10 protein-coding genes are annotated in these 11,940 nt (G+C 71.8%); 5 read left to right on the top strand and 5 right to left on the bottom strand.

Annotation, left to right across the window (positions count from 1 at the left end; all coding sequences use genetic code 11):
- The first annotated feature begins 294 nt into the window (after positions 1–294).
- Together WBN91_RS37005 and WBN91_RS37000 are read left to right on the top strand one after the other, a co-directional pair.
- Positions 295–1,221 (top strand): TetR/AcrR family transcriptional regulator C-terminal domain-containing protein, encoded by a 927-nt coding sequence (locus tag WBN91_RS37005; protein ID WP_337728350.1) that lies wholly within the window; start codon positions 295–297, stop codon positions 1,219–1,221.
- A 12-nt stretch (positions 1,222–1,233) separates the two neighbouring features.
- Complete coding sequence (locus tag WBN91_RS37000; RefSeq protein ID WP_337728349.1) at positions 1,234–2,133, top strand: proteasome assembly chaperone family protein; 900 nt, start codon at positions 1,234–1,236, stop codon at positions 2,131–2,133.
- Positions 2,134–2,170: 37 nt separating this feature from the next.
- Here the strand turns inward: WBN91_RS37000 and WBN91_RS36995 are convergent, their stop codons facing one another.
- The 3 genes from WBN91_RS36995 to WBN91_RS36985 are packed head-to-tail and all read right to left on the bottom strand — an operon-like array spanning position 2,171 to position 5,478.
- The gene (locus WBN91_RS36995) at positions 2,171–3,142 is read right to left on the bottom strand and encodes an LLM class flavin-dependent oxidoreductase (RefSeq protein ID WP_337728348.1); all 972 of its coding nucleotides are present in this window, start codon (positions 3,140–3,142) and stop codon (positions 2,171–2,173) included.
- Positions 3,143–3,179: 37 nt separating this feature from the next.
- On the bottom strand, positions 3,180–4,259 hold the full coding sequence (locus WBN91_RS36990; RefSeq protein ID WP_337728347.1) for an acyl-CoA dehydrogenase family protein: 1,080 nt from the start codon (positions 4,257–4,259) through the stop codon (positions 3,180–3,182).
- A gap of 7 nt (positions 4,260–4,266) precedes the next feature.
- Positions 4,267–5,478, bottom strand: coding sequence for a family 16 glycosylhydrolase (locus WBN91_RS36985; protein ID WP_337728346.1), 1,212 nt, complete (start codon positions 5,476–5,478; stop codon positions 4,267–4,269).
- A 156-nt stretch (positions 5,479–5,634) separates the two neighbouring features.
- Here WBN91_RS36985 and paaZ point away from each other — a divergent pair, with 156 nt between their 5' ends.
- A complete protein-coding gene (gene paaZ / locus WBN91_RS36980) occupies positions 5,635–7,662 on the top strand; it encodes a phenylacetic acid degradation bifunctional protein PaaZ (RefSeq protein WP_337728345.1) in 2,028 nt (675 codons plus the stop codon).
- A 19-nt stretch (positions 7,663–7,681) separates the two neighbouring features.
- Here paaZ and WBN91_RS36975 read toward each other — a convergent pair whose 3' ends face one another.
- Positions 7,682–8,668, bottom strand: a complete 987-nt coding sequence (locus WBN91_RS36975; RefSeq protein ID WP_337728344.1) for a Ca2+-dependent phosphoinositide-specific phospholipase C — start codon at positions 8,666–8,668, stop codon at positions 7,682–7,684.
- Between the two features lie 194 nt (positions 8,669–8,862).
- Here WBN91_RS36975 and WBN91_RS36970 point away from each other — a divergent pair, with 194 nt between their 5' ends.
- Entirely contained in the window at positions 8,863–9,702 is an 840-nt protein-coding gene (locus WBN91_RS36970) for an aldo/keto reductase (RefSeq protein ID WP_337728343.1), read from the top strand.
- 4 nt (positions 9,703–9,706) lie between these two features.
- On the opposite strand, the gene WBN91_RS36965 is transcribed toward WBN91_RS36970, so the two are convergent.
- The gene (locus WBN91_RS36965) at positions 9,707–10,357 is read right to left on the bottom strand and encodes an MOSC domain-containing protein (protein WP_337728342.1); all 651 of its coding nucleotides are present in this window, start codon (positions 10,355–10,357) and stop codon (positions 9,707–9,709) included.
- Positions 10,358–10,479: 122 nt separating this feature from the next.
- Between WBN91_RS36965 and WBN91_RS36960 the strand changes: the two genes are divergently transcribed.
- Entirely contained in the window at positions 10,480–11,202 is a 723-nt protein-coding gene (locus WBN91_RS36960; protein ID WP_337728341.1) for a hypothetical protein, read from the top strand.
- Positions 11,203–11,940: the final 738 nt, after the last annotated feature.

Here is an 11,940-nt window from a genome sequence, read left to right as displayed (position 1 = left end):
CGTGGTCGCTGCCGCTTGGCGGAACGCAAGAGCTCCCCGCCCTTCGGGCGTAACGCCTTCGGCGAAAAGCGGCGTGCCTTTGGCGGAAAAGCGTGCTTTCGGTGGAAAGGTGCGCCTTCGGCGGGAAAGCACGCGGCGGTCGAGTGGTGGGTCGGGCTCATCTGCGGCCGGCGGTGCCGGGTCCCGACCGCACGTCAAGATCGACGACGCGTCGCCTGATCCCTCACCGCCCACGACCAGTGACCGCTTGGTGCACTAGTGCACTAGAGTGGTGCACTAGTGCGGGAGGTGGTCATGGTCTACGAACGGATCGCGGGCGAGATCAAGCAGCGGATCGCGCGGGGCGAGCTGCGCCCCGGTGACCGGGTGCCGTCCACGCGGGAGATCACTGCCCGGTGGGGTGTGGCGATGGCGACGGCTACCAAGGTGCTCGCCGCCTTGCGTGAGGAAGGCTTGGTGCACGCCGTGGCCGGTGTCGGCACCGTGGTGTCGCCGTCGCCTTCTTCTTCGATGCCGCTGGTGCCGCCAGTGGTGAAGGACGACCTCACGGCCGAGGGGGTCGTGCGTGCGGCCTTGGCCATCGCCGATGCCGAAGGGCTGGCCGCGCTGTCCATGCGCCGGGTCGCCGGGCAGCTCGGCGTGGCCGCGATGTCGCTCTACCGGCACGTGCCCGGCAAGGACGAGCTGGTTCTGCGCATGATCGACAGCGCGTTCGCCGCGTCGCCGCTGCCCGAGCAGGCCGGCGGCTGGCGGGACCGGGTGGAGGCCGTGGCGCGGCTCCAGTGGGACATGTTCAGCCGCCACCCGTGGCTTGCCGGCGCGATCTCCATGACCCGGCCGACCGCGCTGCCCAATGCCGTCGCCCACACCGAGCGGATCATGCAGGCGCTGGACGGCCACGGCCTGACGGTCGAGGAGGCGCTCCAGACGGCCGTGACGCTGTTCGGGTTCGTGCGCGGCATCGCGGTGAACCTCGAACACGAGGCCGAGCAGCGCCAGCACACCGGCATCACCGAGGACGAGTGGATGGACGGGCAGGCCGCGGCGCTGGCGGCGCTGGCGGCGTCGGGCCGGTTCCCGATGTTCGCCCGGGTGCTGGCCGGCGAGGTCGACATGGAGCTACGGACGCTGTTCGAATTCGGGCTCGCGCGGATGCTCGACGGGATCGGGGAATGGATCAGGGGTCGCCGGACGTTGGACGGTGGAGTAGGACCCGAGTGAGGGAGGCACGAGGTGGCGCAGGACCCGGAGGAGCTGTTCGAGGTCGACTCCGACGTCCCGGACCTGAGCGGAGCGGTGCTGCTGCACCACTTCGACGGCTTCATGGACGCCGGCGGCGCGGGCACGGCGCTGGTCGAGCACCTGCTGTCGGTGCACGAGCACCGCGTGGTCGCCCGCTTCGACGTAGACGACCTCATCGACTACCGGGCCAGGCGCCCGGTCATGACCTTCGACACCGACCGCTGGGAGACCTACGCCAAGCCGGAGCTGCTCGTGCACCTGCTGCACGACGCCGTCGGCACCCCGTTCCTGCTGCTGACCGGCCCCGAGCCGGACCGCCGGTGGGAGGCCGTCATCGCGGCGGTGCGGGCGCTGATCGACCGGTGGGGCGTGCGCCTGGCGGTGAGCTTCCACGGCATCCCGATGGGCGTGCCGCACACCCGCAAGCTCGCGGTCATCTCCCACGCCACCCGGCCCGACCTGATCACGGAGAAGTCGCCGTTCAGCCGGGTCCAGGTGCCGGGCAACCTCGCGGCCCTGCTGGAGCTGCGGCTGGGCGAGTCCGGCCACGACGCGATGGGCTTCGCGGCGTACGTCCCGCACTACCTGGCGCAGGGCACCTACCCGACCGCGGCGCTGAACCTGCTGGAGGCCGTGACCAAGTCCACCGGCTTGGTGATCCAGGCGGCCCAGCTCCACGAGTCCGCGCGGCGGACCGAGGCCGAGATCGCCCGGCAGGTGGCGGAGTCCGAAGAGGTCGCGCAGGTGGTGGCGGCGTTGGAGCGCCAGTACGACGCGTTCACGGAGGCGTCGGAGAACCTGCTGGTGGCCGAGGACGAGCCGCTGCCGAGCGCGGACGAGCTGGGCGCGGAGTTCGAGCGCTTCCTGGCGGAGCAGCAGCGGGACCACTGACGACGGGTGCGGAGGGGTGGTCGGACGGATCACCCACTCAGCCCGTTGCCGGGAACAGCTCGGCGAGGTGGCGGTAGGAGTCCAGCAGGGCGGTTCGGTCGAACGTGCTCGTGGTGACCAGGAGTTCGTCCGCCCCGGTCCGCACCCGCAGGTCCTCCACGGCCTTCCGGACCTCGGTCGGCGTCCCGTACAGCTGCCCCCGCAGGGATTCCTCGAAGTATTGCCGCTCCCGTGGCCGCATCGCCGTCGCCAGGACCTCCTCCGGGGATTGCAAGGCGGGGAACTCGCCGCGGGTGCGCGAGTACGCCATCGACCACGCCTCGGGGACCAACAAGCGCCAGGCGTCCTCCGTGGTGTCGGCGACGGCCACGGCGGTCGACACCACGACGTAAGGCTCGGCCGACCACGCCGAAGGCCGGAACGTCGAGCGGTACGTCGAGATGGCCTTCAGCATCGCCTCCTCACCGCGGAAAGCGCCCATCACCAGGGGCAGACCGTGGGTCGCCGCGACCGTGGCACCGGCACCGGTGGCCAGCACGAACGCTGGGACCTGCTGGCCGACCGCCGGATACGCCCGAACCCGAGCGGTGTCGGCGAAGTACGACAGCAACTCCTCCAACTGCGCGTCGAAGTCTGCCGAGTCGGACTGGCCCAGCGCCCGCCGCACCGGTTCCGTGAACCCGATCGACCGGCCCAGGCCCATGTCGATCCGGCCCGGGAACAACGCGTTCAACACCCCGAACTGCTCGGCCACCACCAACGGCCGGTGGTTGGGCAGCATCACCCCGCCGGTCCCGACCCGGATCCGCGACGTCGCCCCGGCCACGGCCGCCGCCAGCACGGTCGGCGCCGAACCGGCCACCCCGGGCACCCCGTGGTGCTCGGACACCCAGAACCGGTGGTACCCCAACGCCTCCACGGACCGCGCGAACTCGACGGTCTCCCGCAGCGCCTCGGCGTGACCGACACCGGTCCGGGTGCGCGACCTGTCCAACACCGAAAGCTTCACACCAAGAACAACACCGGTGCCGAGACCCGGATTCCGGTCACAGCCGTGAGGTGTCGGTCGCCACGCCCAGCCGGACGGCCCCGTAGGTCTCGAACAACCGCCGCGACACCAGCCCGTGCTGCGCCGCCACATGGGCGTCCCGCAAGCACCGCTGCAAAGGCGAGTCGACGAACACCCCGCTGCCGCCGCCCAGGTCGAACGCCAACCTGGTCACGGAAGCGGCCTCCGCGGCGGCGTGCGAGCAGGCCAGCCGCAGCCGGGCCCGGTCGAGGTCGAGCACCGGGTCACCGGCGACGGCCGCCGCCCACCGCGCGGCCGTCTCGGCGTGCAGGAAGGCCCGCGCGGCCGACAGCCGGGCCTCGGCGGTCGCCAGGTCGATCTGCGCGGAGGCCTGCGACGCCAGCACCGACGACGTGTACTGCGGCGTCTTCACCACCGCCACCGCCGCCGCCTCCTCGACCGCCCGCGCGGCGATGCCCAACCCGACCGCGGCCACGCCCAGCGCCAGGAAGGCGATGAACGGGAACCGGGCCAGGGGCGCGTCCACCTCGGAGGCGGCCGGCCACACCGCCCGCCTCGACGGCACGACCTCGCCGGACACCTCCCACTCGTGTGACGCCGTCGCCCGCAACCCGGCCGCGTCCCACGTGTCGTGCACGGTCACGGCGGAGCGGGGGAACAGCACGAACCGCGGCCCGTCCGGTGTCACGGCGCCGCCGGCCACCCACGTGCACAACGGCACCGCACTACCCCAACCCCACCGCCCGGTGACCCGGTAACCACCCTCCACGGCCTCCGCCCGGCCCATCGGCGCGGCGGTCCCGGCGACCACGGACGTGGGCGACCCGAACACCTCAGCCGCGCCATCGGGCGGCAGGTACCAGGCCAACGCCGAGGTCGCGCTGGTCGTCATGGCCGTCCACCCGGTGGACCCGTCGGCGCGGGCCAGGTCCTCCACCGCCACCAGCCACGACGGGAGGTCCAACTCCCCGCCGCCGAGCGAGGCGGGCGCGAGCATGCGCGTCGCACCCGCCTCGACCAGCGCCGTCATGACCTGCGGGGTCACGACGCGGTTCCGTTCGGCGGTGGCAGCCTCGGCGCGGATCAGTTCATGCATCCACCGATCATGCCGCAACGGTCCACTTCTGGTTGGCGCCACCGGTGCAGGTCCACAGCTGCAACCGGGTGCCGTTGGCGGAGGAGGCGTTCTGCGCGTCCAGGCACTTGTCGGCCTGGATGTTCACGATGTCGTTGGCCCCGCTCACGGCCCACTTCTGCGCGCCGGTCCCGTTGCAGTCCCACAACTGCACCAGCGTGCCGTCCGCCGTGCCGCCCGACGCCGCGTCCAGGCACTTGCCCAGGGCGCGGATCGTGCCGTCACCGGGGCGCGACCACTGCTGCGCCGCCGTGCCGTTGCAGTCCCACAGCTGGACCGGTGTGCCGTTGGCGGTGTTCGCGCCCGCCACGTCCACGCACTTCCCGCCGACACCGGTGATCCGGCCGCCGCCCGAGGAGTCCGAAGTGGACACACGCACGTAGTCGATCACGAACTGCTGCGGGAACACCGTGGACGCGTCCGGGTAGCCGGGCCACTCGCCGCCGACCGCCAGGTTCAGGATGATGAAGAACGGCTTGTTGAACACCCACTGCTTGCCGCCCAGGTCGGCGGGGGTGCGGCGCTGGTACACGTACCCGTCCACGGACCACGCGATGCCCTGCGGCGTCCAGTCGATGGCGAAGGTGTGGAACCCGTCCGCGAAGTTCGGCCCGTTGTAGGCCATGCCGATGCCGCCCGCGCCGGAGTACCCCGGGCCGTGGATCGTGCCGTACACGGTGTTCTGCTGGTGCCCCAGGAACTCCATGATGTCGATCTCGCCGCTGTTGGGCCACCCCACGGAGCCGATGTCCTGGCCCAGCATCCAGAACGCGGGCCAGATCCCCTTGCCGCGCGGCATCTTCATGCGCGCCTCGACCCGGCCGTAGGTGGTGGTGAACTTGGCGGAGGTGTTGATCCGGGCGGAGGTGTAGAGGCAGCGGCCGTACCAGCAGTTGTAGTTGGCCGGGTTCTCCTTGCGGGCGGTGATGACCAGGTTGCCCGCGCCGTCGAGCGCCGCGTTGGACGCCGAGGTCGTGTAGTACTGGTGCTCGCGGTTGTTGCCGCCGTTGTCGCCGACCTCGGTGTTCCACTTGCCGGCGTCCACGCGGGTGCCCGCCGGGCCGTTGAACTCGTCGGCGAACGTCACCGCGAGCGGCGCCGGGTCCGCGGCCTGCGCCGGGGGCGCGGCGAGCCCTCCGAGGGCCAGCGCGACCGCGCTGACCAGCACTCGTGTCCTCATCGACACTGATCCTCCTGTGAACAAGGCGGCCTTTCGGTGCGGCGGCGTGGCCCGAAGTTACTGCATCGCCTTTAATCAAGTCACGATGAAAGTGTGGGCGCTTTACTGTCGCTAGGCCGGGACACCCACCGGCACCGACGAGGAGGTCGACACCCGATGGCCATGCTCCGCAGCTACGTGTCCGGTCGCTGGCACACGCCGTCCGCCGAGGGGGCGCCGCTGCACGACGCCGTGACCGGCGAGGAGATCACCCGCATCTCGTCCGCCGGCATCGACATGGCGGCGGCCCTGGACCACGGCCGGCGCGTCGGCGGCCCCGCGCTGCGCGAGCTGACCTTCCACCAGCGCGCGGCGCTGCTCAAGGCCCTGGCCTCCTCCCTCCGGGAGCACCGCGACGAGCTGTACGCCCTGTCCGCCCGCTCCGGCGCGACCAGGACCGACTCGCTGATCGACGTCGACGGCGGCATCGGCGTGCTGTTCGGCTACGCGAGCAAGGCCAAGCGCGAGCTGCCCAACGACAAGGTCTTCGTCGACGGCAACATCGAGCCGCTCAGCCGGGGCGGCACGTTCGTGGGCCAGCACATCGCGACCCCGCTGCGGGGTGTGGCCGTGCAGATCAACGCCTTCAACTTCCCCATGTGGGGACCGCTGGAGAAGTTCGCGCCCGCGTTCATCGCCGGTGTCCCGTCGCTGATCAAGCCCGCCTCGCAGACCGCGTACATCACCGAGAAGCTGGTGTCGCTCATGCTGGACTCGGGCCTGCTGCCCGAGGGCGCGGTGCAGCTGGTCTGCGGCAGCGCAGGCGACCTGCTCGACCACCTCACCGAGCAGGACCTGGTCGGCTTCACCGGCTCGGCGTCCACCGCGCAGCACCTGCGCACGCACCCGTCCGTGATCCGGTCGTCGGTGCGGTTCAACGCCGAGGCCGACTCCCTGAACTGCTCGATCCTCGGGCCGGACGCCGTGCCCGGGACGCCCGAGTTCGACCTGTTCGTCAAGCAGTTGGTCAGCGAGATGACCGTGAAGGCGGGGCAGAAGTGCACCGCGATCCGGCGCGCCCTGGTGCCCTCGGGTCTCGTGGACGCCGTGGCCGAGGCCGCCCGGGAGCGGCTGGCCAAGGTCGTCATCGGCAACCCGGCCAACGAGTCCGTGCGGATGGGTGCGCTGGCCGGCCTGGAGCAGCGCGAAGAGGTGCGGCGGTCGCTCAAGGCGCTGCTGGAGGCCGGTGACGTCGTCTACGGGTCGCTGGACCAGGTGGACGTGGTGGACGCCGACGCCGAGCGCGGCGCGTTCCTGTCGCCGGTGCTGCTCAAGGCCGACCCCGACCGCGCCCAGCCGCACGAGGTCGAGGCGTTCGGCCCGGTGTCCACCCTGCTGCCCTACGACGGTGTCGAGCACGCCGTCGAGCTGGCCGCGCGGGGCGCCGGCAGCCTCGTCGGTTCCGTGGTGACCTACGACGCCGACTTCGCGCGGGACGTCGTGCTGGGCGTGGCCCCGTGGCACGGGCGCCTGCTGGTGCTGGACCGTGACGACGCCAAGGAGTCCACCGGCCACGGCTCCCCGCTGCCCGCCCTGGTGCACGGTGGCCCGGGTCGAGCCGGCGGCGGCGAGGAGATGGGCGGCATGCGGGGCGTGCTGCACCACATGCAGCGCACGGCCGTGCAGGGCAGCCCGCGCGTGCTGACCGCCGTCACCGGCCGGTGGGTGGCGGGTTCCGAGCGGACCACCGAGGGCGAGCACCCGTTCCGGAAGTCGTTGGCGGAGCTGAAGATCGGCGACTCGGTGACCGCCGGCCCGCGCACGGTGACGCTGGAGGACATCGAGCACTTCGCGTCCTTCACCGGCGACACCTTCTACGCCCACATGGACGAGGAAGCGGCGGCGGCGAACCCGTTCTTCGGCGGCCGGGTGGCGCACGGGTACCTGGTCGTGTCGTTCGCGGCGGGCCTGTTCGTCTCGCCCGAGCCCGGCCCGGTGCTGGCCAACTACGGCCTGGACAACCTCCGCTTCCTGACCCCGACCTTCCCGGGCGACGAGCTCACGGTGACCCTGACCGCGAAGCAGATCACGCCCCGCGAGGACCAGGAGTACGGCGAGGTCCGCTGGGACGCGGACCTCGTCAACCAGAAGGGCGAGTCGGTGGCCAAGTACGACGTGCTGACCCTGGTCGCCAAGACCCGGTGATCAGCCGGGGTTCGGCGATCTACACCGAGTAGCCCACCACGGCCGGGTCGACCCAGTCGCTGGACACGATGGTCGCGCCCTTGCCCGCGAGCAGCCGCACGCGGGCTTGGGCGTCGGCCACCGACGGGGTGCGGGCGTCGATCGCGGGCGGCACCGAGTGGGCGTCGGTCATCACCACGAGGTAGTGGCCGCCCAGGTAGGAGTCGCCGGGGTAGCTCGCGTAGGCGGTCGCGCTGCCGTCGAAGGCCACGAACCACCCCGCCCGGTTCCCACCCCGGTCACCGACGCGCGGGTCGGTGGCCGATGCCCCGTTGATGGCGGGGAACGCCATCGCGGAGGCCAGGGTGCCGTTGTTCTTCGCGGAGATCAGCCGGTCCGCGTACTCCAGGTCGGTGTCGTAGTTGTCGAAGGGGTTCTGCGCTTCGAACGTGCCGACCTCGGCCAGGACGACGAACTTGCCGGTCAGGGCCGAGCGGGACGGCCAGGTCCCGGCGCGGGCGGCGGCGTCCAGGGTCGGGTGCGCGCCGATCAGCTGGGCAGGGCCGAAGACGGCGGCGGTGCCGAGGGTGTCGGCCACGATCCGGTCGAACTCGTCGGGGCCGTAGCCGCCCCGGTCGTCGAAGCCGTTCTTGAACTCGACCTTGAGCACGATCGGCGGGTGGTCGGGGTGGCGGTCGTGCCAGAGGCGGATGTTGCGCAGGCAGCCCGCGAGGTTCTGGTTGCGGACGCCTGTGCGCAGTTCGGCGTAGGTGGTCGCGCGGGCGCAGTTGTTGGCGTTGCCCGGGTCGTGGCCGACCTGGAAGTCGCGGCTGAAGAGGAAGTTGGTCCAGACGTCGATCTCGACCATGCCGGGGCGCTTGTCGAGGATGTCGACCAGGTAGGGGGCGGCTTGCTGGGTGTAAGCGTTGTGGACACCGACGGCGGTCCCGCCGGTCGCCGTGCCGGCGTGGGCCGTCCCGGCGAGCAGGGGCAGGAGCAGGGTTACTGCGGCGAGCAGACGCTTCATGGTGGGGTGGCTCCTCGATCGTCTTCGGTCGTTCCGACCGCCGAGCCTAGGAACGTGAAGCATATTCGCGATGTCCGCCGGATGGGGGAACGCGCGATTCATTCCGCCTATCGCTGACCGCGAAACCGGGGAACACCCGCGGACTTCGTCGGGTTGGCGAGGGTGAACGTCACCTGACTAGAGGAGCACCTGAGGTGTCCGAGACTTTCTCGCTGGGTGGGGACCTGACCGTCGACCGCCTGGGCTACGGGGCCATGCGGCTCACCGGTGAGGGCATCTGGGGGTACCCGGCCGACCGCGACAACGCGATCGCCGTGCTGCGCCGGGCCGTCGAACTGGGCATCAACTTCATCGACACGGCCGACTCCTACGGGCCGCACGTCAACGAGGACCTGATCAAGGAGGCGCTGCACCCGTACGCCGACGGGTTGGTCGTCGCCACCAAGGTGGGCCTGCTGCGCACCGGCCCCGGCGAGTGGCCGATCCTGGGCAAGCCCACCTACCTGCGCGCCGCCGTCGAGGCCGGCCTGCGCCGGCTGGGCGTCGAGCGCATCGACCTGTTGCAGCTGCACCGCGTCGACCCCGACTACCCGCTGGAGGACCAGGTCGGCGAGCTGCGCAAGCTCCAGGACGAGGGCAAGATCCGGCACATCGGCCTGTCTGAGGTCGACGTCGACCAGATCAAGGCGGCGCAGGCGGTCGCGCCGATCGCGAGCGTGCAGAACCTGTACAACCTGGCGAACCGGACGCACGAGGCCGTCCTGGACTACACCACCGAGCAGGGCATCGCGTTCATCCCGTGGTTCCCGGTGGCCAGCGGCGACATCGCCCGCCCCGGCGGCGTCCTCGACTCGGCGGCGAAGGAACACGGCGCCACCCCGGCGCAGCTCGCGCTGGCCTGGCTGCTGCGACGGGCGCCCAACGTCCTGCCGATCCCCGGCACGTCGTCGATCGCGCACCTGGAGGAGAACACCGCCGCCCGGTCGATCGAACTGACCGAGGAGGAGTTCGAAAAGCTCTCCGCCCTGGCGTGAATTTTTAAGTCGGGTTGGCCGCCATCCGGCGCTCGACCCGACCCTTCAGGTTCTCCGGGAGGTGCTCACCCGCGTCGAGCAGGCGGGGGAGCAGGTCGGGCTCCAGCGTCACCGCGCGGAAGGCGAGCCCGATCGTGACGCCGTGGCCGGGGCGGTCCACCAGCACCGCCTCGTCCCCGGCGGCGATCACGCCCGGTTCGAGGACGCGGAAGTACGCGCCCGGGGTGGCCTTGGCGGTGAAGGTCTTCACCCAGCCCTGCTGCTCCATCACCCGGGCGAACGTCGAACACGGGATGCGCGGCGTCGTGACCTGGAGCAACGCGGTGCCGATGCGCCACCGTTCGCCCAGGACCGCGTTCGTCAGGTCCATGCCGACCGTGGTGAGGTTCTCACCGAACAGCCCAGGTCCGAGGTCGCGGTTCAGCTCGGCGGCCCACTCGTCCAGGTCCTCGCGAGCGTAGGCGTAGACCGCTTTGAGCTCGCCACCGTGGTTCTTGGTGTCCGCGACGAAGTCACCCTGCACGCCACTGCCACTGTCCGGCGCGTGGACGTGCACCGGTCCGTCGACGGGCCGCTTGGCGATACCGGTGTGGTCGAGGGTGGCGGCGTCGAAGTCCATGCGGGTGCCGGTGTTGACCGAGAGCACGTGGGGCATGGTTCGGAACGGTAACCGACGAACTTCGGAGGTCCGCAGTTCGGTGCTCTTCCCCGGTTCCCGCGCGGGGCTGGGGGCGGGTGCGCAAGGATGGGAGGCGTTCACCGTTTCGTGGGGGAGTCATGCGCAAGTCCCTGGTCCCGTTGCTGCTGTGCCTGGTGCTGTCGGCGGGCTGCACGACCAGGACACCGCTACCGCCCCCAACCCTCGGCCCAGCGGCTCCCGACGCGGTGACCCTGGTACGCACCTTGGTCGACCGCTCGGCCGAACAGGGCACCGTGCGCTTCGAGTCGTCCACCACCATGTCCAGCCGCCGCGTCCAACAGTCCGGCGACTTGGTCCGCGCCCAAAACGCCCGCTTGCTAACCCTCCACGAGGACACTGTCGACGTAGTGGTCCTGGCCGACGCCGGCTACTCCCGCTCATCAGGCGGCACCTGGACCCGCCTGAACCGTGCAGACCGGACACCCCTGAAGTCCGGCGCATCGGTCGAGACCCTGGCCGACGAGGTGGACCCGCGTTCGGTGGTCGCGTCGTTGCGGGGTTCGCTGCTGGTGGAGACCCAGGACGACACGGCGGACGGCGTGGCGGTGCGCCGATACACCCTGCTGGTGGACCTGCGCATACAGGCGGAGCTGGCGACCGACCCGATCCGGCGAACGCAACTGATGGCGGCGTACGAGGCCGGATTCACGGCGACGGCAACGGTGTGGGTCGGCCCAGGCGACTTGCCAATGCGCGTAGAACAAACCACCAAAACCCTGGAAGACAAACCCTTCCAACAAACCACCCACACCTACACAAACTGGAACGCCGACCTCCGAGTAACCGCCCCCACCCCCTAACCCAACACCCCACTCCGCACCCCACCAGCCCGCCACACCGCACCCTCGCTGCACCACGCCCGCCCCGCCTCCGCCCCGCGCTTCCCCTGCCGCGCCCGCTGCACCTCGCCGGCTGTGCCGCACCACCAGCCCGCCGCGCGCCCCGCAACGCCCGCTGCCCCGCCGCCGGCCCCGCTGCACCCCGCCGGACCTGCTGCACCCCGCCGGACCTGCTGCACCCCGCCGGACCTGCTGCGCCCCCGCCCGCCAGCCCGCCGCCGAACCCGCTGCACCCGGCCAGACTCGCTACACCCCCGCACGGCCCGCCGTGCGCGCCTCGCCGCGCCAACCTCGCCGCGCCAACCTCGCCGCGCCAACCTCGCCGCGCCCCGCCGAATCCGATCGGCCGCGCCATACCCGCCCCGCCCCGCCCCGGCCACTGCGGCGAGCCAGAGCTCTGGCAAACCCGGCGGGCTGGCCGTGCGGCGCGCGGCGGGCGCGGAGCAGGAAGGGCTGGCGCGGCAGCGAAGCGGGCAGGCGGGGCGGGCAGGCGGGGCGGCAGGCAGGGGTAGGCGCGGGGATAGGCCCAGCGGGCGCGCGGAGGGTAGAGCGGGCGCGGGGCGGGCAGAGCGGGAACGGGGGGCGGGCAGGGTGGTGCGGAATGGGCAGGGCGGTGCGGGGCGGGCAGAGCGGGCGCGGGGCGGGCAGGGCGGGCGCGGGGCGGGCAGGGCGGGCGCGGGGCGGGCAGGGCGGGGCGGG

Source organism: Saccharothrix sp. CCNWYY140 (assembly GCF_037401995.1).
Lineage (GTDB): Bacteria > Actinomycetota > Actinomycetes > Mycobacteriales > Pseudonocardiaceae > Actinosynnema.
Note: the sequence above shows the minus strand (reverse complement) of the source record. Positions and strands in the feature narration are given on the sequence as shown.

Bases quoted from the DNA above. Each gene is read 5' to 3' on its own strand.
- WBN91_RS37005 (WP_337728350.1), top strand. From the start codon at position 295: ATGGTCTACGAACGGATCGCGGGCGAGATCAAGCAGCGGATCGCGCGG.
- WBN91_RS36990 (WP_337728347.1), bottom strand. From the start codon at position 4,259: ATGCATGAACTGATCCGCGCCGAGGCTGCCACCGCCGAACGGAACCGC.
- WBN91_RS36985 (WP_337728346.1), bottom strand. From the start codon at position 5,478: ATGAGGACACGAGTGCTGGTCAGCGCGGTCGCGCTGGCCCTCGGAGGG.
- paaZ (WP_337728345.1), top strand. From the start codon at position 5,635: ATGGCCATGCTCCGCAGCTACGTGTCCGGTCGCTGGCACACGCCGTCC.
- WBN91_RS36975 (WP_337728344.1), bottom strand. From the start codon at position 8,668: ATGAAGCGTCTGCTCGCCGCAGTAACCCTGCTCCTGCCCCTGCTCGCC.
- WBN91_RS36965 (WP_337728342.1), bottom strand. From the start codon at position 10,357: ATGCCCCACGTGCTCTCGGTCAACACCGGCACCCGCATGGACTTCGAC.
- WBN91_RS36960 (WP_337728341.1), top strand. From the start codon at position 10,480: ATGCGCAAGTCCCTGGTCCCGTTGCTGCTGTGCCTGGTGCTGTCGGCG.